The organism is Lentzea tibetensis, from assembly GCF_007845675.1.
GTDB classification, from domain to species: Bacteria; Actinomycetota; Actinomycetes; order Mycobacteriales; family Pseudonocardiaceae; genus Lentzea; species Lentzea tibetensis.
Genome location: NZ_VOBR01000019.1, coordinates 36,170 through 55,717 on the forward strand (window position 1 = coordinate 36,170; position 19,548 = coordinate 55,717).

15 protein-coding genes are annotated in these 19,548 nt (G+C 69.6%); 7 read left to right on the forward strand and 8 right to left on the reverse strand.

Features of this window, described 5'->3' with window-relative positions; translation table 11 throughout:
* Positions 1-40 precede the first annotated feature (40 nt).
* Positions 41-1,435, forward strand: a complete 1,395-nt coding sequence (locus tag FKR81_RS27135) for a class II fumarate hydratase (protein WP_146355836.1) — start codon at positions 41-43, stop codon at positions 1,433-1,435.
* Between the two features lie 23 nt (positions 1,436-1,458).
* Here the strand turns inward: FKR81_RS27135 and FKR81_RS27140 are convergent, their stop codons facing one another.
* The gene (locus tag FKR81_RS27140) at positions 1,459-2,379 is read right to left on the reverse strand and encodes a DMT family transporter (RefSeq protein ID WP_146355838.1); all 921 of its coding nucleotides are present in this window, start codon (positions 2,377-2,379) and stop codon (positions 1,459-1,461) included.
* Between the two features lie 46 nt (positions 2,380-2,425).
* Between FKR81_RS27140 and pdxR the strand changes: the two genes are divergently transcribed.
* Positions 2,426-3,790, forward strand: a complete 1,365-nt coding sequence (gene pdxR, locus FKR81_RS27145) for a MocR-like pyridoxine biosynthesis transcription factor PdxR (RefSeq protein WP_146355839.1) — start codon at positions 2,426-2,428, stop codon at positions 3,788-3,790.
* On the opposite strand, the gene FKR81_RS27150 is transcribed toward pdxR, so the two are convergent.
* Complete coding sequence (locus FKR81_RS27150; protein WP_186763199.1) at positions 3,763-5,574, reverse strand: tachylectin-related carbohydrate-binding protein; 1,812 nt, start codon at positions 5,572-5,574, stop codon at positions 3,763-3,765. The genes pdxR and FKR81_RS27150 overlap by 28 nt on opposite strands.
* Before the next feature lie 129 nt (positions 5,575-5,703).
* Positions 5,704-7,518 (reverse strand): tachylectin-related carbohydrate-binding protein, encoded by a 1,815-nt coding sequence (locus FKR81_RS27155; RefSeq protein ID WP_186763200.1) that lies wholly within the window; start codon positions 7,516-7,518, stop codon positions 5,704-5,706.
* A gap of 184 nt (positions 7,519-7,702) precedes the next feature.
* On the opposite strand from FKR81_RS27155, the gene FKR81_RS27160 reads away from it, so the two are divergent.
* Positions 7,703-9,226 carry an ATP-dependent DNA ligase gene (locus tag FKR81_RS27160; protein WP_146355845.1) on the forward strand — a complete coding sequence of 508 codons (1,524 nt, stop codon included), beginning with the start codon at positions 7,703-7,705 and terminating at the stop codon, positions 9,224-9,226.
* Positions 9,227-9,323: 97 nt separating this feature from the next.
* Complete coding sequence (locus FKR81_RS27165) at positions 9,324-10,955, forward strand: RICIN domain-containing protein (protein WP_186763201.1); 1,632 nt, start codon at positions 9,324-9,326, stop codon at positions 10,953-10,955.
* A 17-nt stretch (positions 10,956-10,972) separates the two neighbouring features.
* Here FKR81_RS27165 and FKR81_RS27170 read toward each other — a convergent pair whose 3' ends face one another.
* From FKR81_RS27170 to FKR81_RS27180, 3 genes are read right to left on the reverse strand one after another with little or no spacing between them, the layout of a single operon-like run.
* Complete coding sequence (locus tag FKR81_RS27170) at positions 10,973-12,010, reverse strand: amidohydrolase family protein (RefSeq protein WP_146355849.1); 1,038 nt, start codon at positions 12,008-12,010, stop codon at positions 10,973-10,975.
* Positions 12,007-12,603: a DUF3558 family protein gene (locus FKR81_RS27175; protein WP_146355851.1), complete on the reverse strand. Its 597-nt coding sequence runs from the start codon at positions 12,601-12,603 to the stop codon at positions 12,007-12,009. Before FKR81_RS27175 ends, FKR81_RS27170 begins: the two co-directional genes overlap by 4 nt.
* 30 nt (positions 12,604-12,633) lie before the next feature.
* Positions 12,634-13,098 carry a CAP domain-containing protein gene (locus tag FKR81_RS27180; protein WP_222598418.1) on the reverse strand — a complete coding sequence of 155 codons (465 nt, stop codon included), beginning with the start codon at positions 13,096-13,098 and terminating at the stop codon, positions 12,634-12,636.
* Positions 13,099-13,238: 140 nt separating this feature from the next.
* On the opposite strand from FKR81_RS27180, the gene FKR81_RS27185 reads away from it, so the two are divergent.
* From FKR81_RS27185 to FKR81_RS27195, 3 genes are read left to right on the forward strand one after another with little or no spacing between them, the layout of a single operon-like run.
* A complete protein-coding gene (locus FKR81_RS27185; protein ID WP_146355855.1) occupies positions 13,239-14,678 on the forward strand; it encodes a GuaB1 family IMP dehydrogenase-related protein in 1,440 nt (479 codons plus the stop codon).
* Positions 14,672-15,637, forward strand: coding sequence for an ABC transporter ATP-binding protein (locus FKR81_RS27190; protein ID WP_146355857.1), 966 nt, complete (start codon positions 14,672-14,674; stop codon positions 15,635-15,637). The genes FKR81_RS27185 and FKR81_RS27190 overlap by 7 nt, the downstream gene beginning before the upstream one ends.
* Entirely contained in the window at positions 15,634-16,431 is a 798-nt protein-coding gene (locus FKR81_RS27195; protein WP_235921792.1) for an ABC transporter permease, read from the forward strand. The genes FKR81_RS27190 and FKR81_RS27195 overlap by 4 nt, the downstream gene beginning before the upstream one ends.
* A 52-nt stretch (positions 16,432-16,483) precedes the next feature.
* Here the strand turns inward: FKR81_RS27195 and FKR81_RS27200 are convergent, their stop codons facing one another.
* Positions 16,484-17,773: a PhoH family protein gene (locus FKR81_RS27200; protein ID WP_146355865.1), complete on the reverse strand. Its 1,290-nt coding sequence runs from the start codon at positions 17,771-17,773 to the stop codon at positions 16,484-16,486.
* 392 nt (positions 17,774-18,165) lie between these two features.
* Positions 18,166-19,416: a DUF885 domain-containing protein gene (locus FKR81_RS27205; RefSeq protein ID WP_146355867.1), complete on the reverse strand. Its 1,251-nt coding sequence runs from the start codon at positions 19,414-19,416 to the stop codon at positions 18,166-18,168.
* Positions 19,417-19,548: the final 132 nt, after the last annotated feature.

The following is a 19,548-nucleotide window of genomic DNA, read 5'->3' on the forward strand; positions in this document are numbered from 1 at the left end:
TGGGTGGCAGTGCTGAGATCGACCATAGAGACTCGGGAGCATGTCTGAACAGGAGTACCGCGTCGAGCACGACACCATGGGCGAGGTCAGGGTGCCGATCGACGCGTTGTGGCGGGCGCAGACGCAGCGCGCGGTGGAGAACTTCCCGATTTCCGGTCGTGGCCTCGAACGGTCCCAGATCCGCGCGCTCGGCCTGCTCAAAGCGGCTGCCGCGCGGGTGAACGCCCGGCTGGGCGTGCTGGACGAAGACGTGGCGCAAGCGATTGCGTCCGCAGCCGACGAGGTCGCCGACGGCAAGCACGACGCGCATTTCCCAGTTGACGTGTTCCAGACGGGCTCGGGCACGTCGTCGAACATGAACGCCAACGAGGTCATCGCGACGCTCGCCACCCGGTCGCTCGGCCGTGACGTGCACCCGAACGACCACGTGAACGCCTCGCAGTCGTCCAACGACACCTTCCCGACGACCCTGCGCGTCGCCGCGACCGAGGCCGTCGCGAAGGACGTGATCCCCGCGCTGGAGCACCTCGCGGGCGTGCTGGAGTCACGGGCGGCCTCGTGGTCGGCGCTGGTCAAGTCCGGTCGCACGCACCTGATGGACGCCGTGCCGATCACGCTGGGCCAGGAAGCGGGCGCGTGGGCCACGCAGGTCCGGTACGGCGTCGCGCGGCTCGAGTCGTCGCTCCCCCGGCTCGCCGAGCTGCCCATCGGCGGCACCGCGGTCGGCAGCGGCCTGAACGCGCCTGCCGAGTTCGGCGCGGCGGTGTCGGCCGAGCTGGCGTCGGTGACCGGGCTGCCGCTGACGGAGGCCGCGGACCACTTCGAGGCGCAGGCGACGCAGGACGGCGTCGTCGAGATCTCCGGCCAGCTGCGCGCGACCGCCGTGGGCCTGTTCAAGATCGCGAACGACCTGCGCTGGCTGGGGTCCGGCCCGCGCACGGGGCTCGGCGAGCTGTCACTGCCGGACCTCCAGCCGGGTTCGTCGATCATGCCGGGCAAGGTGAACCCGGTGATCTCCGAGGCGACGATGATGGTCGTGGCCCAGGTGATCGGCAACGACGCGGCCGTCGCGTTCGCCGGTTCGCAGGGCAACTTCCAGCTCAACGTCATGCTGCCGGTGATCGCGCGCAACGTCCTCGAGTCGTCGCGCCTGCTCTCCGCCGTGGCGCGGCTGCTGGCGGACAAGGTGCTCGTCGGCGCCGAGCCGCAGGTTGAGCAGATGCGCGAGTACGCCGAGTCGTCGCCGTCGATCGTGACGCCGCTGAACCGCTACCTCGGCTACGAGGAGGCCGCGTCGATCGCCAAGCAGTCCCTGAAGGAGCGCAAGACGATCCGCGCGGTCGTCCTCGAGCGCGGCCACGTTCCCGGCAAGCTCACCGAGGAGCAGCTCGACACCGCGCTCGACGTTCTGCGGATGGCGAACGGCGGCCGCTGAAATCTTTGGCGTGAACGGGCCGTTCACTGCACAGCACCGGCGGAGATGTCGGTGCTGTGTGGCAACGTTGTTTCTGGGGTGTCCCCCTCAAGGGGACCCCTGCTCAAGTTTGCGCTGCGGCCTCTGCGCAGGCCGATGACGCAGCCGAGGCCGACCGTGAGCGCGCCGAGCACGGACACGAGTGTCAGCTGTTGCGCGCCGAGCGCCACCGAGGTGACCAGCCCGGACACCGGCATCATGCCGATCAGCACACCGGCCCGGTCCGGCCCGAGCGTGTTGACCGAGAAGTACCAGAGGCCGAACGCCACGGCCGTCAGCAACGTGCCCAGCAGGATCAGCGCCACGAGCTGACGGGTGTCCGGCATCCGCCAGCCGCCGACGAACGTGCCGGCCACCGCACCGATCACCGCCGCCAGCAGGCACGTCCACGTCGACACGGCCAGCACCCCGAGCCGCCGCACGACGCCCACCGCGAACACGGTGAACGACACCTCACCGGCCATCGTCAGCAGGGCGAGCGCCAGCCCCGGCCCGTGCCACGCGCCACCACCGGACAGCACGACGACACCCGCGCCGACCACCACGGCCCCCACGACCGCGGCCGCCGAACGCCGTGCCGCGAGCAGTGCCAGCGCGATCGGGCTCGCGCCGAGCACGGCCGCGACGAAGCCCGGCTCCGCGTAGCGCTGCGCGGCCAGGATCACCGCGTTGAACCCGAGCATGCCGGTCGCCACCAGCCCAAGCAGCGCGGGCATGTCCCGCAAGGCCGGCAGCGGCAGGCGCTTGCCGCTCACGAGCACGACCAGCAACAACACCGCAGCGCCGAGCGCGTACCGCATCGCCTGGCCGGTCAGCAGCGGGTAGCCCTCCAGCATCCCCGTGACCGGCACCGACGCCCCGACGATCGTCGCCGCCCCCGCTCCCGCAACCACCCCTAGTCTCATGCGAACAGCCTCAACTCAATGTGGTCCAGGTTTAAGCTCCACTTCGATGGAGACGAACTGGACCACTTTCCGCGAGCTGCTGCTGCCTGAGCACGGCAGGCGGCGCGGTGTGGAGGCGGAGCTGCGGCGGGCCATCCGCGAGGGCAGGCTCACGCCCGGCACCCGGCTGCCGTCCAGCCGCGACCTCGCGCAGCAGCTCGGCATCGCTCGCGGCACCGTGACGTCCGCCTACGCGCAGCTCGTCGGCGAGGGCTACCTGACCGCGCGCCGCGGTTCCGGCACGACCGTCGCACCGCTCGGCCCGGAAACGGCCGAGCGCACGCCGGAGCCGCCCGAGCGGTGGCGCTACAACCTCCGCCCCGGCCTGCCCGCGCTCAGCGCGTTCCCGCGCGCCGAGTGGCTCGCCGCGCACCGCGCCGCGCTGACCGAGCTGCCGGACGACGACCTCGCCTACCCCGACCCGGCCGGGTACGCGGGGCTGCGCGGCGAGCTCGCCGACTACCTCGCCCGCGTCCGCGCCGTCACCGCACGGGACATCGTGATCACCAACGGCTCGGCCGACGCGCTCTCGCTGCTCGCGCGCGTGCTGCGCGGCAGCATCGCGGTCGAGGAGCCGAGTCACTTCGGCGCGGTGGGCATGCTGGCGTCGCACGGACTGCGCATCGTGCCGATCCCGGTCGACGACAACGGCATCCGCGTCGACCTGCTGTCCACAACGGACTGCTCGGCCGTGCTGGTGACGTCCGCGCACCAGTTCCCGCTCGGTGTGGTGCTGCACCCCGAACGCAGGCGCGCGCTCGTCAAATGGGCACAGGCGCGCGACGCGGTGATCATCGAGGACGACTACGACGCCGAGCACCGCTACGACCGGCCCGCGCTCGGCGCGCTGCAGTCACTCGCCCCCGAGCACGTCGTGTACCAGGGCAGCACCAGCAAGGTGCTGGCACCGGCGATGCGGCTCGGCTGGCTCGTCGTACCGGAACGGCTGCGCGACGCGGTCGTGGACCGCAAGCGCCTCGACGACCTGGGCAGTGCCACCATTCCCCAGGCCGCGCTGGCGCATCTGCTGCGCACCGGCGGCTATGACCGGCACCTGCGGCGCACGCGCACGTTGTACCGCAAGCGTCGGGACGCTTTGTTGGACTCCTTCGCCGAACACCTCCCTTCGTGGCAACCGATCGGCGTCGCCGCCGGGCTGCACGTGGTGATGCGGCTGCCCGACGGTATCGACGACGTTGCCCTGCAACAAGAATTGGCGGGCAAGGGCATCAACGTGATGGCCCTCACCAACTACTACCAGGGCACACCGACATTTCCGGGCCTCGTCCTCGGGTACGCGGCGCTGTCCCCGGACCGCCTGCGCGAGGCGGTCCGGGAGATCGCTCAGTCGAGGTTCGTGCAGGTGGCCTGAGCCGCGAGCGAGCAGTACCGCAGCGACTGGGTGCCGTGGCGGTACAGCAACGCCATCTCGCCGGTGCGGCGGAAGATCAGCGCCGGGTCCGACGTGGTCTCCGTGTCACCGGTCTCGATCTCGGTCCACGGGCCGAACTCGCCCGAGCCGGGAGCGGCCTGCGTGGTGCGTTCCCACTTGCCGTTGAACTTCCGCGCGACGATCGTGACCTTGCCGTCGGCATCGCGCGCGAGGGCCGGTGACGACGTGTTGTAGTAGCCGAGCTGGTTCCACGACCGGCCGGCGCCCGCGACGATGACGTGGCCCTGCTGGGACTGACCCGCGACCCACACCTGACCGGCGCCATCGGCGACAGCCGTGACGCCGTCGCTGTACAACAGGATTCCGTTGCCGAACTGCTGGAACTCACCGAGCCCGGATGCCGTGTGCGTGACCTCGAACAGCTCGCCGCGGGTGTTGCGCACGAACAGGTTCACCGAGCTGTCGGTCTGCTTGCCGATCGTCGCGTAGCCGCTCAGGTCGGTGCCGCCGAGTGCGCGCCACGGCAACGTGCCCTCGCGCAGCCAGAGCTGGCCGTCGACAACTCCGTACAGCGCAACGGTTCCGTTCGCGCGGCGGTGCACCGCGGGCGCGTGCGACAGGTAGCCCGCGTGCTCCTGGCGCTGCTGCCACTGACCATCCGCGGACCACCGGTTGGCCGACGCGCCGAAGCGCTCGGTGCCGTACACCTCGGCGACGCCCGTGCTGGACACGTGCGGCCGCAACACGTTCCCGTACACCTGGCCCGGCGCGGTGGTGGAGCGGAAGCTCGCCGGATCGGTCATCGTCCCGTGCACCAGGGAGTCGTTCTTGACCTGGAACGTGTGCAGCACACCGAGATCGGAGTCGACGACCGCGGGCGGGTAGGTGGACCCGCTCAGCCCGTGCTCCTCGGGCGAGCGCATCGTCTTCGAGCGGCAGTTCCACGTGTTCGCGCCGATGTCGCGCAGACCTGCCCAGTCACGGCCGGCCAGCCGCCCGGTGTCCGCCACCCACCGGTTGCTCGCCTCGTCGTAGCCGTACCAGAGGAGATCACCGTTGTAGCGGTTCACGCCGTAGAGGACGTCGCCGCCCATGGAGAACATCTTCTCGAACATCTGCCAGCCCTGGCCTGAGCTCGTGTTCTCGCGGATCCAGCGCTGCGAACCCTGGTGGTACCGGAAGCGCGTCATGGCGCCGTCCGAGCGCCTCGCCTGCAGCACACCGGGACCGGCCGCGGTGATCATGTCGTACTGGCCCCAGCCGGTGGCCAGCACGCGGCCGCTCTCGGGGTGCCAGCCCTGGTGCGCCTCGTCGAAGTACCACCAGCGCAGGTCGCCCTGCTGGTCGATCGTGAAGAGCGCGCCTTCGGAGTCGAACGTGATCCGGTTGCGGTAGGCCGCCGACGTGTAGAGCTGCCAGTCCGAGCCGATCACGTCGTACTGGCCGCCGTGCGGCAGCTGCCGGAACTCCCTGCCGTTGAAGGAGAACTTCCGCAGCTCGCCGGAGTCGGTGATGTTGTGGACGGATCCGCCGCGCCCGACCAGCGTGCGACCGGACCAGCCGGTGCCGATCCGGGTCGGTTGCGGGCCGTACCAGGCGAAGCCGCCGTTGGCCGGGTCGCCGTGGGCGAACACCCAGTACTCGCCGTTCTGCCGAACGGTGTGGATCCAGCCCTCCGACGCGCACGACACCGTCGGTGACTCCGACGTCGCCACCGCCGCCGGAGCGGTGATCGCAGTGGCCGCCGCCGCCACTGCGAGCACAACGGGAACATGTCTCAGTCTCATCGAACCCCCAGTTGGTCGTGGCGCAATTGTGCCGGGAGGGTCTGACAGTTCTACTGCCGTTCGGTCGAACGGCCCCCGGACCGCCGAAGCGGTCCGGGGAGTCGATCAGCCGACCTTGCCGCCGACGTAGCCGGACGCGGTGCGCTTGTAGACGTGGCTGGCGTTCGCCGAGTCGCGGAACGTGATCACCAGCTGGCCGGTCGCCACCGAGCGCACGATGGCGGGCGCCGACGAGTAGCCGCCACCGACCGGGACCCACGGTCCGAACGCGGTGCCATTGGGCTCGAGCTGCGTGCTCACGACCACCTGGCCACCACTCGCGCGGCGCACGATGTCGACCCGGCCGTCCGGGCCGGCCGCGGCCGCCGCGGCGTTGCCGTACGACGGGTCCGGGCCCGCCACGGTCGTCCACTCCTGCGAGCCGGAACCGCCGATGCGCCGCGTGACCAGGGTCTTCTCCACGACGTCCGTGTAGGTCACCCGGACCGTGCCGTCGGCGTCGAGCGACAGCGCCGGGTCCAGCCCGGCCGGCCCGTTGAGGGGCTGCGCGTCGCTGAGCCGGCCGTGGTCGTCGGTGAACATGACCGGCTCGGTCGTGGTCCGGTCGTTGACGACGAGCACCACGACACCGTCGGCGCGCGTGATGGCGGTGAGGCCCCAGTTGCCGATGTTGGTGTCCTTGCGCCGCCACGGGCCCTCGCCGTAGCGGTACCAGAGATCGCCTTCGGCGGAGAAGTACGAGTAGCCGACCTGGGTGACCACCGGCAGTTCGTTGGCGCGGCCACCGAGCTCCGTCGCCGGGGAGACCACGCCGTTGTCGCCGACGGTGAACGCCCGCGCGCCGTCGAGGTGTTCCGCGGTGATCTGGACGCCACCGTTGACGGGCAGTGCCGAGATGTCCATGACGTACTGGCCCTCACCGACGGCGCGGGAGCTCCACGAGCCCTCGGCGTCCTCGGTCAGGAAGCGGATGGTGCCGTTGTCCTGGCGGTGCGCGATCCGGAGCTTGCCGCCCGACTCGACGATGGCGCTCGGCGCGTTGGACGTGATGCCGTTGCTCGGCGTGGACGGGCCGCGCTCGGGAACACGCGTGCACGTGTCAGGAGCGACGACCGTGTCGATGTCCTTGGCCCAGCCGGAACCGGCGACGTTGCCCGGCGGGTAGGTGTGGGTGTCGTCGTTCCCCGAGGTGTCCCGCTGCCAGTTCAGGTCGTCGTGGACCCAGTTCACGCCGAAGAAGATGCCGCCACCGGCACCGGCGAGCTTGCTGTAGGACGGCCACCCCGGCGTGTCGCTCTGCACCGCCTCGTAGAGCCGGTTGGAGTCCCGGTGGTAGCGGAAGCGGTCCAGGTAGCTGTTGGCACGCGCGTAGATCGTGCCCGGCCCGGACGCCGCGATCAGGTTGTACCCTCCCCAGCCCTGCGCGATCACCTCTGACCGCAGCTCGTTGCCGACCACGAAGGACCGGCTGAGCCTGCCCTGGTCGTCGATCGAGTAGAAGTCGCCGAGCGAGTCGACGGTGATCTTGTTGCGGTGCTCGGCGGTCGCGAACCGGCCCCAGCCGCGCCCGATCACGTCGTAGGCGCCACCGCGGTCCCAGCCGTCTCCGTTCCACCGGAAGCGGCGGACGTCACCGCTCGCCGTGATGCTGTAGACGTAGCCGAACTGACCGGCCAGCGTGCGGCCGCCCGCCCAGTCGGTGCCGATGTGTCTCGCGCCCGCCCACGCGTACCCGCCCGCCGCGGGATTCGCGTGCTCGTAGAGCCACAGGTTGCCGTTCGGCTGCACCGTGAAGATGCGCGCCTTCGACTCGCAGCGCACCTCCTGGTCGGCGGCGGCGGGCGAGCTGGTGACCACGGCGAGTGATGCGGACAGGCTTATCACGGCCAGCGCGGAGCCGGCCGCCCCCAGTTTCCTCATGGTTCCCCTCAGAACTGTTCGGTAGGCGACATTCTGCCTGCTCATGTCCACAGTGGAACCGGGTTTGTCTGCTTCATCTCACGGCGTAACGCCCGAGGTCCGGCTCCGGTCGAGAGCATGGCAGATGGCACCGACAATCCCGCTCGGACCGAAAATTGTCAGGGGTCGGGTGCACCATGGATCCGTGCTCCTCTCCGAGGTCGTAGCCACATCTGTCGCGGTCGCCGCGACGCGGTCCCGCCTGGCCAAGGTCAAGGCGTTGTCCGCGTTGCTGCGCTCGGCAACCCCCGAGGTTGTCGAAGCCGTGGTGTCCTTTCTGATCGGCGTGCCGAAACAGGGCCGCATCGGCGCCGGCTGGCGCACGGTGTTCGAGCTGTCTGTCGGTCCCGTCGGCAGATCGGCGCTCACGGTCGCAGAGGTCGACGCCGCTCTGGCGGCGGTGGCAGCCACGAGCGGCAAGGGGTCGGCGCAGCGGAGGACCGATCTACTGGTCGACCTGTTCAGCCGGGCCACCGAGGCCGAACAGGACTTCCTGCGCAGGCTCCTGACCGGCGAACTGCGACAGGGCGCGTTGGAGGGAGTCATGCTGGACGCCATCGCGGCGGCCACCGAGGTACCCGGTGAGACCGTGCGCAGGGCGTTCATGCTGTCCGGCCGTCTACCTCAGACGGCCGTGGCGGCGCTGGCCGGCGGCGCGTCGGCGTTGGAGGCGTTCCAGCTGGAGGTCGGGCGACCGGTCCGCCCGATGCTCGCCTCCCCCGCCGAATCGCTGCCGGACGCGCTCGCCGAGCTCGGCAGCTGCGTGGTCGAGCACAAGCTCGACGGAGCCCGCATCCAGGTGCACAGATCGGGCGACGTCGTGCGCGTGTTCACCCGCACGCTGCGCGAGATCACGAAGACCGTGCCGGAGCTGGTCGACCTGGTCCGCGGACTGCCCTGCCAGTCCGTGGTCCTGGACGGCGAGACGCTGGCGCTCACCGACGAAGGGAGACCCCGTCCGTTCCAGGAGACGATGAGCAGGTTCGGAGCGCAGGACGCCCGCGAACTGCTGCTGAAACCGTTCTTCTTCGACTGCCTGCACCTCGACGGCGTCGACCTGCTGGACGTGCCCCTGCGCGACCGGCTCGCGGCGCTGCGGCGGGTGGCCGGTGAGCACGTCATCCCAGGCGCGCTCGACCCGTCGCCCGCTGAGGCCGAGGCGGTCGTGGCCGCCGCGATGTCGTCGGGCCACGAGGGCGTCATGGTCAAGGCGCTCGACTCGCTCTACGCGGCCGGGCGACGCGGCAAGGCGTGGCAGAAGGTCAAACCGGTCCACACGCTCGACCTGGTCGTCATCGGCGTCGAACGGGGCAGCGGCCGCCGCAGGGGCTGGCTCTCGAACCTGCACCTGGGGGCCCGCGACCCGGACGGCGGGCCGCCGGTCATGGTCGGCAAGACCTTCAAGGGCCTCACCGACGAGCTGCTGACCTGGCAGACCCGCGAACTGCAGGCCATCGCCACCTCGACTGACGACTGGGTGGTGCACGTGCGCCCCGAGCTGGTCATCGAGATCGAGCTCGACGGCGTGCAGGTCAGCACGCGCTATCCGGGTGGCGTCGCGCTCCGGTTCGCGCGGGTGGTCCGGTACCGGCCGGACAAGGACGCCTCCGAGGCGACGACCATCGAGGAGGTGCGCGGGCTCCTACCCGGCCATACCATTCGTGAGTGATCTGTATCACACGCGGTGATGGCAACCTCTTCTACGACTACAGGACGACGACGTGCGCATGCGCCGTCCCCTGACGTCGAACCGGAAGTGGGAAGCCATGTCACAACCGAAAAGACCGCCGCAACCATTCGAGGACATCGTCAAGGTCGCGGAGACCAAGCTGGGTGAGGCGCCGGAGAGCTTCGAACTGGTGCAGGACTACCTGCGCCGCTTCGGGTACCTGACCGAGAACCCGCAGTCAGAGGAAGCAGCGGTCGCCGGAACGCTGGACCTCGACACCTCCAGCGCGCTCGCGAGCTACCAGGCCTTCCACGGGCTCCCGGCGACCGGAATCTTCGACGAGGCCACGCGGGAGATGATGACCCGCTCGCGATGTCTGCTGCCGGACCCGCAGCTCGTGGGGCCGACGTTCTCGACGACCTGCGCGTGGAACAGGACCGCGTTCACCTACGCGTTCGACGCGGGCACGAACGACATCGCCGGTGACGCCGAGCGGCAGGCGGTCCGCAACGCCTTCATCACGTGGTCGGCGGCGGCGCCGGTCGCGTTCCGGGAGGTGGCCACGAACCAGAGCCCGGACGTCCTGATCCGCTGGGGCAACGCGGCTTGCGGCGACGCCAACATGACCGGTGGCGTGCTGGCGCACGCCGACTACCCGCCGGGCTGCGGCTTCTTCGGCAACGCGTTGCCGCGGCCGCTGCACTTCGACGACCAGGAGCACGCCTGGGTCATCGGTGCGGTGGCCAGCTCCTACGACGTCGAAACGGTGGCGTTGCACGAGATCGGGCACATCCTCGGGCTGCAGCACTCGAGTGTCAGCGGCGCGGTGATGGCCTCGTCGGTCTCGGCCAACACGACGATCCGGGCGCTGACCAACGACGACATCGAAGGCATCCGGAAGCTGTACCCGCCGACGGGGCCGATCTTCGTCAAGCACAGCGGGAAGTGCCTGGACGTCGAGGGCGTCTCGACGGCCAACGGCGCGGACCTGCACCAGTGGGACTACTGGGGAGGCAACAACCAGATATTCAAGATCGAGTGGATGGAGACGGGTCACTACCGGCTCATCGCCCAGCACAGCAACAAGGTCGTGGACATCGAGGGGCAGTCCACGGCCAACGGCGCGCAAGTGCACCAGTGGGACTGGTGGGGCGGTAACAACCAGCGGTTCCGGCTCGATCCCGTCGGCCACGGCTACTACCGGATCGTGGCGAAGCACAGCAACCGGGTGCTCGACGTCTCCGGCATCTCGCAGAACTCGGGCGCCAAGGTCGTGCAGTGGGACTGGTGGGGCGGCGACAACCAGCGCTGGCGCGTCGGCCCCGCACCGATCACGGCGCGGCACAGCGGCAAGGTCGTCGACGTCTCGGGGATCTCGCTGGCCGCGGGTGCGCCGGTGATCCAGTGGCAGTACTGGGGCGGCGGCAACCAGCGGCTGCGGCTCGACCCGGTCGGTGGCGGCTACTACCGGATCATGGTCGAGCACAGCGGGATGTGCCTGGACGTCGAGGGAATCTCGACCGCACAGGGCGCGCGCATCATCCAGTGGCCGTACTGGGGTGGCGACAACCAGAAGTGGAAGCCCGAAGGAGTCGGCGACGGCTACGTGAAGTTCGTGGCGAAGCACAGCGGCATGTGCCTCGACGTGTTCGGCGCGTCCGCGGACAACGGTGCTCAGCTGATCCAGTGGCCCTACTGGGGCGGTAACAACCAGAAGTGGAGGCTGTGACTGAACCTCACCAGCGGTCAGCGAACCCTTCTGCCGCGCAGGATCACGGCGACGGGGTGCGCGAGCTGGTCGAGGTCCAGGCGCGGATCTTCGCGGTACACCACGGCGTCCGCGGGAGCGCCGAGCTCGAGGCCGCCCAGGCCGAGGTAGGCGCGGGCCTCCCACGAGGCGGCACCGATGGCGTCGTGGGGACGCATACCCGCGCCGGCCAGCGCGCGCACCTCGTCGAGGACGCGGCCGTGCGGAACGGAGTCCGTCCCCGCGAGCACGCGGACGCCGGCCTCGGACGCGGCGGCCACCAGGTCGCCGTGCACCGAGGCACCGCCGAGGAGCCACTCCTTGACCGGGCTGTCGGGTCGCGAGTGGACGGTCGGCAGCATCGACTGGAACGCGGACAGGGTCGGCGTGAGCGCCGTGCCCTGCTCCGCCATGCGCGTCAGCAGGCCGGGGTCGAGGCACATGCCGTGCTCGACGGAGTCCACTCCGGCGGTCACGGCGGCGACGCCGCCCAGCGCGTGCTGGGTGTGGACGGCGACCCGGCCGCCAACGGCGTGCACGGCGTCGACCACGGCGGTGAGCACCTCGACGGGTACGGGATCGTCGCCGACGCTCCAGTCGGCGATGATCTTCGCCCACCCGGTGCGCGCGGCCTGCGCGGCAGCGATCGCCGGGAGTGCGGCGTGGTCGGCGCGACGGCCCCAGCCGTCGAAGAACTGGCCGTGCTGGGCCAGCCACGGGCCCGCGTGCCAGGCCCGAGGCAGGTCCGGATCGGTGCCGAACCAGTCGGGCGGCTCACCGGCGAGGCCGGGTGAGCGGACGGCGGTCACACCCGCGTCGACGTGCTGGTTCAGATGCGAGCGGAGGAGCTGCTCGTCGAGCGGGTCGCCGGGCTTCTCGGCACCGGGGTGCGTGTGCGCGTCGACCAGTCCCGGCAGCAGCCAACCCGAAGCGAGCTCGGCACCCCGCACGGGGTCGGTGGTCCACCGGTCGCCGTCGGCGTACAGGTCCACGTACTCGCCGTGCGGAAGGGCGTATCCGCGGACCCGGACGGTCATCGCGGCATCTTCAGGCGCTCGATGACGGCCGCGGCGGCCTCGTTGGACGCCGTGCAGGGGTTGGAGTACTCGTCCGGTTTCGGGTCGAGCACGGTCGCGAACACGGTGACGCCCTCGAAGTCGGCGGTGGCGACGTGCGTCGCGCAGACGTTGTCGTCGTCGTTCTTCTCGGTGGCCTCGAGCGAGGGATAACCGGAGATCGTCCCCGGCCGGAAGTACTTGAAGCCGTCCGCGGGACGTTGGTAGTGCGGGTAGAGGCCACTGCGGTTGTGCAGGAGCATGACCTCGATGACGGTGCCGCGTTCCCGGTCCGTCGGCCCCCACCAGCACCGAACCACGCCGTTCTCGACCGTGGCGGTGCCGGTGATGGAGAGATCGTGGTCCTCCAGCCAGGGCTGCCTGATGATCTCGCAGGGGTTCTTCGCGTAGGCACTGACCTTGAGCGCGGGCTCGGTGACCGGCGGTGGCTCCTTGACGCTCGTGCCCTTCCACCGGGATGTCGAGGTCGGAGCCGAGGACGGCGCCGGGGCCGCGGCGGGCGTGCCGCAACCGACGAGCACTGCGACGAGCAGCGCGAGGAGAACAGGCCGCACCGAAGAACCCCCATCGAACGGTCGGACGAGTCAGACCGTACCGAAGTTCTGCACCCACAGATGGCGATACCGCGCGGTCGACGAGGTCGCGTAGCCGACGCCGATCGACTTGAACCTGCAGTTCAGCATGTTCTTCCGGTGCCCGGTCGAGCTCATCCACCCGCGCACGACGGTCGCCGGGTCGGCCTGTCCCGCGGCGATGTTCTCGCCCTGCCCCGACCGGGACGGGTAGCCGGCGCGCGCGGTGCGGTCCCACGGGCTGCTGCCGTCGCGACCGGTGTGGCTGAAGTAGTCGTGGACACCCATGTCGACGGCGTGGCCCTGCGCGGCGGAGTCCAAAGCGGAATGGCGCGTCAGCGGGCCGCAGCCGGCTTTGGCGCGCTCGGCGTTGGTGAGCGCGACGACCTCGGCGCGGAAGTCGGCTGCGGCGACCGTGGTAGCGGTGGACAGCATCAGCGTCGTGCACACCAACGCGGCCAAAGTGGATCGAGACATGTGGTGCCTCCAGGGGTGACGGAGGCCCGCGGCGACGGTTGCCTGAAACCAGTTTGATTGACGTTCGGCAAAGGAATCCCTAGCCATCTGACGTGCCCGAACTGCGACAACGCTGTCAACAGGCGTAGTGTCGGGTACTCGTGCGGTTCATCGAAGGGCATCGCCCCACCAACGACCTGACCTACGACGACGTGTTCCTCGTCCCCGGCCGCAGCGCTGTGGAGTCCCGGTTCGACGTCGACCTCGCCACGTCCGACGGCACGGGCGCGACCATTCCGATCGTCGTCGCGAACATGACCGCGGTCGCCGGGCGGCGCATGGCAGAGACCGTCGCCAGGCGTGGCGGACTGGTCGTGCTTCCGCAGGACGTCGCACCCGAAGCGGTCGCGGAGATCGTCAGCTGGGTCAAGGCCCGGCACACCGTCTGGGACACCCCGCTGACGCTGCACGCGTCCGACGCCGTGGCCGACGCGTGGAACCTGCTGCACAAGCGGGCGCACGGCGCGGTCGTCGTCGTGGACGACGCGGGCAGGCCGACGGGCGTCGTCGACGAGGCCGCGTGCACGGGTGTCGACCGGTTCACGCGCATCGCGGACGTCGAGGACACGCACGTCCTCACGCTTCCACTCAGCACCCCGCCGCGCGAGGTGTTCGACCGGCTCCAGGGCAGCACCCAGCGGATCGCGCTCGGCGTTGACGACGAGGGGCGGCTCGCGGGTGTCCTCACCGCGATCGGGGCGCTCAGGGCCGACATCTACGCGCCGGCCACCGACGCGGACGCCCGCCTCAGGGTCGCGGCCGCGGTCGGCGTCAACGGCGACGTGGGCGGCAAGACGTCCGAGCTGCTCGCGGCGGGCGTGGACGTGCTGGTCGTGGACACCGCGCACGGCCACCAGGAGAAGATGATCTCCGCGCTGAAGGCCGTCAGGGACGCCGGTCCGCGCGTCCCGGTCGTCGCGGGCAACGTCGTGACGGCCGAGGGCGTCCGCGACCTGGTCGACGCGGGCGCGGACGTGATCAAGGTCGGTGTCGGGCCCGGCGCCATGTGCACGACGCGGATGATGACCGGTGTCGGCAGGCCGCAGTTCTCGGCGGTCGCCGAGTGCGCGCGGCAGGCTCGGCAGCTCGGCAAGCACGTGTGGGCGGACGGCGGCGTGCGGCACCCGCGCGACGTCGCGCTCGCACTCGCCGCCGGCGCGAGCAGCGTGATGGTCGGCAGCTGGTTCGCCGGCACCTACGAGTCGCCGGGCGACCTCCAGCGCGACGAGCGCGGAAACCTCTACAAGGAGTCGTTCGGCATGGCGTCCAAACGCGCTGTGACGGCGAGGACGCGCACGGACAATTCGTTCGACAGGGCCAAAAAGGGACTGTTCGAAGAAGGAATTTCGTCCAGCAGAATGTCGCTGGACCCGGTGCGCCCGAGCGTGGAGGATCTGCTCGACGCGATTACGTCCGGTGTGCGATCGGCGTGCACCTACGCGGGTGCGGTGAACCTCGAAGAGTTCCACGAACGTGCGGTGCTGGGTGTCCAGTCGGCCGCCGGATTCGCTGAAGGACGGCCGCTGCCAGGGGGATGGTGAGGGTGGACGAAGAAGCTGTACTGGTCGACAACCTGGTCAAGGTCTACAAACCTGGCCAGAAACCCGCCGTGGACGGGCTGAGTTTCAGCGTCCGCAGGGGCGAGGTGTTCGGGCTGCTCGGCCCGAACGGCGCGGGCAAGACGACGACGGTCGGCGTGCTGACCACGCGGGTGCGTCCGACGAGCGGCAAGGCGACGGTCGAGGGCGTTGACGTCGTCACGGACTCGCAGCGCGCCAGGCAGTTGCTGGCCGTCGTGCCGCAGCGCAACAACCTGGACCGCTCGCTGAACGCGCGACAGAACCTGTTGTTCCACGCGGCTTATCACGGTGTGGGGCGTGCGGAGCGCAACGCGCTGGCCGACGAGATCCTCGAACGGATGGGGCTCGCCGACCACAAGAAGGCGTTGGTGGACACGCTGTCCGGCGGTCAGGCACAGCGGTTGATGATCGCTCGCGCGCTGATGCACAAGCCGAAGGTGCTGTTCCTCGACGAACCGAGCACGGGCCTCGACCCGCAGGCGCGGTTGTTCGTGCACGAACGGGTCCAGGCGCTGCACGAGGAAGGCGTCACCGTCGTGCTCACCACGCACGACATGGACGAGGCCGCGAAGCTGTGCGACCGGGTCGGCATCGTCGACCACGGCAAGCTGCTCACGCTCGACACGCCGGAGGAGCTCACCAGGAGCCTGCCCGGCAGCACGACCGTGAGCGTCACGGTCAGCCTGAACGGCTCCGGCTCGGAGCCGGTCACGAAGGCGTTGTCCGAAGTGGACGGTGTGCAGCGCGTGGAGGAGGTCGGCGACATGTTCCGCGTCTACACCGACGTCGACACGTCGATCACGCTGCCCGCCGTGCTGGGCACGCTCCAGAAGCTCGACGTGCCGGTCAGCGACCTGTCGATCGGCAAGCCGAGCCTCGAGGACGTCTTCATCCACCTGACCGGAAGGGAGCTGCGATGACTCCCCAGATGACTCCCCAGACGAAGACCAACTCGTTCCGGACGTTCAACGCGATCCTGTGGCGCGACACGTTCGTCACCGGTCGCGAGCTGCCGAGCTTCCTCGCGCAGGTGATCATCCAGCCGTTCTTCATCCTGTTCATCTTCGCCAAGGTGCTGGGCGACATCGGTTACGTGCAGGGCGACTTCGCACAGGTGCTGCTGCCCGGCATCATCGCGATGAACGGGTTCCTCGGCGCACTGCAGAACACCACGCTGCCGCTCGTGCTCGACTTCTCGTGGACGCGGGAGATCGAGGACCGGCTGCTGGCGCCCATCCCGATCCCGGCCGTCGCGGTCGAGAAGATCGTGTTCGGCGCGATCCGCGGCCTGCTGTCGGCGTTGCTGATGGTGCCGGTCGGCTTCATCATGCTGGACGTCAGCTGGCCGCTGGCGGGCATCCCCGGCGCACTGCTGATCATCGTGCTGGGCACGCTGGCGGGTGCGTCGGTGGGCATGGTGATCGGCACGGCCGTGTCGCCGCGCCGGATCAACGTGATGTTCGCGGTCATCCTGACCCCGTTGCTGTTCACGGGTTCCGCGCAGTTCCCGTGGACGGAGCTGGACAACCTGCGCTGGTTCCAGATCATCTGCGCGCTCAACCCGCTGACCTACGTCAGCGAGGGCATGCGCGCCGAGCTGGCGCCGGGTGTGCCGCACATCCCGTTCGTCATCTGCCTGACCGTGCTGACCGTCGCGACGGTCGGCTTCGGACTGCTCGGCATGCGCGGGTTCATGAAACGCGCGCTCGACTAGAACGGAGAACGGCCCCGCACCAACCGGTGCGGGGCCGTTCCCATCTATCCACTCAGGACGCGTAGTCCTCCAGCATCTCGGTGACGAGCGCCGCGATCGGCGAACGCTCCGAACGCGAGAGCGTGACGTGCGCGAACAGCGGGTGACCCTTCAGCTTCTCGATCACCGCCGCCACGCCGTCGTGCCTGCCGACGCGCAGGTTGTCCCGCTGGGCGACGTCGTGCGTGAGCACGACGCGGGAGTTGCTGCCCAGCCTGGACAACACGGTCAGCAGCACGTTGCGCTCCAACGACTGCGCCTCGTCCACGATCACGAACGAGTCGTGCAGCGAACGGCCGCGGATGTGGGTGAGCGGCAGGACCTCGAGCATCCCGCGGTCCAGCACCTCCTCGACCACTTCCTGGCTGACGAGTGCGCCGAGGGTGTCGAACACCGCCTGCGCCCACGGGCCCATCTTCTCGCTCTCCGAGCCCGGCAGGTAGCCGAGCTCCTGTCCGCCGACGGCGTACAGCGGGCGGAAGACGACGACCTTCCTGTGCTGCCTGCGTTCCATCACCGCTTCGAGACCGGCGCACAGCGCCAGTGCCGACTTTCCGGTGCCCGCACGTCCGCCCAGCGAGACGATGCCGACATCCGAGTCGAGCAGCAGATCCAACGCGATCCGCTGCTCAGCTGACCTTCCGTGCAGTCCGAACGCCTCCCGATCGCCGCGCACCAGCTTGATCTGCTTGTCCGCGGTGACCCTGCCCAGAGCACTGGAGGTGCCTGCCAGGAGCCGGAGCCCCGTGTGGCACGGCATTTCGGCGACGTGCGCCAGGTCGTACAGGGCAGGATCGATGACGCTGTCCTTGAACAGTGCGTCGACCAGTGTCTGGTCGACGTCCAGATCGGACATCCCCGTCCAGCCGGACAGGGTCACGTCGTGCGCCCGGTACTCGTCCGCTGCCAGGCCGACCGATCCGGCCTTGACCCGCAGCGGCATGTCCTTGGTCACCAGGGTGACCGAGCGGCCTTCACCAGCGAGGTTGAGGGCACACGCGAGGATTCGGGCGTCGTTGGAGTCCGTTCGGAAACCTGATGGCAACACCTCCTGATCGGAGTGGTTGAGCTCGACGTGCAAGGTGCCTCCCAGTTCCCCGATGGGGACCGGTGAATCGAGGCGACCATGCCGCAAGCGCAGGTCGTCGAGCAGGCGCAGAGCTTCCCTGGCGAACCAGCCGAGTTCCGGGTGGTGGCGTTTGCCTTCCAACTCGCTGATGACCACGAGCGGCAGCACGACTTCGTGCTCCGCGAACCGGGTGGGGGCGAGAGGATCGGACAGCAACACGGACGTGTCCAGCACGTATGTGGTGATGGCTGGCGTGTTGCGACGCCGGGAGGTACTGCGCGATGAGCCTGAGGAACGGCTCGCGGGACGTCGTGCGTTCACGGCAACTCCCTCACGAACGCGGCACCCGCGTCCGCTCCTCGCTGGGCCAGGCACCACCCTGATTGGTCGTACGCCTTCAGCCGTCTGGCCTCAGGCGGACCGACCACGAGGGCCGGGTGCCGGCCCCCTCGCGACTTTGTCTGCCACGATCAGAGCCTCCCTGCGCGGTCCGCAGTGGTCGCGTCCCGCCGCTTTCGAAGTTACCTGCGCAAGTGGCCTGTTTGCAGGCAGCCACACAGGTGAATCCCGATTTGTCATCTGCACGAAAACAACCCGAAACGTGACCGCACGCGTATATCCGCAGGTCAGACCTCGTTTTCCGCGATGTTGCGGGCGAGCCACGAAACGCCTTCCGCCACCTCGTCCGCGAGCATCTTCGGCACCAGGGGCTCGTCGAGGAGGCGCAGGTACCTGTCGTCGAGCGACTCGCCGGGCGCGCGGACGTCCAACCAGGCCCTGACCAGGCGCACTCCCTCGACGTAGGTGGTGGTGTACGCCCGCCACAGCGGGTCGGCCAGGAAACGCACCATCTGGCGTGCTCGCGGCTCGGGGACTAGCAGCCATCTCCGCAGGTGGTCAACCACGTCATCCGGATCCGCACCCCGATCGTGTAGCAGCAGCGCGGCGTCCTGGCGGACCGTGAGCAGCCCGGACGCCGCCAGCTCGACCCGTTCGGCGAGCTCACCGTCCATTCGCAACCCGAGGTCGCCGTAGACCTCCTCCGCCCACGGGCCCCAGCCCGCTCCGACGACCGCGTGCAGCCCGAGGTCCGCCATGCCCTCGGCCATGAGGCATTGGGGCGTGTTGATCAGGAAGATCGACTGCTCGGCGAACCCGCGCTTGGCGACGAGGTCGGCGTCCTTGCGGCAGTGCTCGGTGTGGTGCCCCGGATAGGACTCGTGCGCCACGAGGTGCGGCAGGTTCGACATGCGGTGCCCGAGGTCCGCGTTGATCGCGACGCGGGAGCGGTAGCCGCCGAGGTAGTAGTTGAAACCGCTCCACGGCTTGTCCGTGACGATGCGGTACTCGACGATCTCCTCCTCCGGCAGGTGGTAGCGCTTTCGCACGCGGTCGCGCAGCGCGCTGGAGAGCGCGTGCACGCAGCCCTGGAGCCTGCGCGCCGGGATCTCGTCGGTGGTGCGGAAGCTCGCGAGCCGGTCCCGCAGCGGCTTGCGCCCCGGCAGGATCTCGGACAGCCGGTCGTGCGCCTGCGCGTAGGTGTCCTCGTCGCCGGGCCGCACGCGCACCTGGAAGTACGTCTCGACCTCCTCGACGAACCCGATGTGCTCGCCGGCGAGCTTGCGCGCACTGCACTCGAGCGCCTTCAGGTGCGCGTCGAGGAACCGCCTGCGCGGCTCGCTCAGCTCCACGCCGACGAGGTCGCGGCGCAGCTGCCGCGCGTCGGCGGCGAGCACGTCCGGGTCCGGGCGCGTCTCGTTGTCGACCTGCCTGCGCAGTGCGGGATCGCCGGTGTACGAATCGACGATTCCGGGCTCGAGACGGCCGAGCCGGAGCCCGAGCGTCAGGTACCCGCGCACCACCTGGTTGGCGTCCATGGACCGGAGAGCCTACGGCTCCTACCACAGCCACCTTCAGGCGACCGAATCGTGAAAAGAAAGCCCACCTGACGGGTGATAGTTGACGATCTTGCCGTCACACAATGGTGTCAGCACGCACGCGCGGGGAGT

Coding starts and splice junctions, on each gene's coding strand:
- FKR81_RS27135 (WP_146355836.1), top strand. CDS start 41: ATGTCTGAACAGGAGTACCGCGTCGAGCACGACACCATGGGCGAGGTC.
- FKR81_RS27140 (WP_146355838.1), bottom strand. CDS start 2,379: ATGAGACTAGGGGTGGTTGCGGGAGCGGGGGCGGCGACGATCGTCGGG.
- pdxR (WP_146355839.1), top strand. CDS start 2,426: ATGGAGACGAACTGGACCACTTTCCGCGAGCTGCTGCTGCCTGAGCAC.
- FKR81_RS27155 (WP_186763200.1), bottom strand. CDS start 7,518: ATGAGGAAACTGGGGGCGGCCGGCTCCGCGCTGGCCGTGATAAGCCTG.
- FKR81_RS27165 (WP_186763201.1), top strand. CDS start 9,324: ATGTCACAACCGAAAAGACCGCCGCAACCATTCGAGGACATCGTCAAG.
- FKR81_RS27170 (WP_146355849.1), bottom strand. CDS start 12,010: ATGACCGTCCGGGTCCGCGGATACGCCCTTCCGCACGGCGAGTACGTG.
- FKR81_RS27180 (WP_222598418.1), bottom strand. CDS start 13,098: ATGTCTCGATCCACTTTGGCCGCGTTGGTGTGCACGACGCTGATGCTG.
- FKR81_RS27190 (WP_146355857.1), top strand. CDS start 14,672: ATGGTGAGGGTGGACGAAGAAGCTGTACTGGTCGACAACCTGGTCAAG.
- FKR81_RS27195 (WP_235921792.1), top strand. CDS start 15,634: ATGACTCCCCAGATGACTCCCCAGACGAAGACCAACTCGTTCCGGACG.
- FKR81_RS27205 (WP_146355867.1), bottom strand. CDS start 19,416: ATGGACGCCAACCAGGTGGTGCGCGGGTACCTGACGCTCGGGCTCCGG.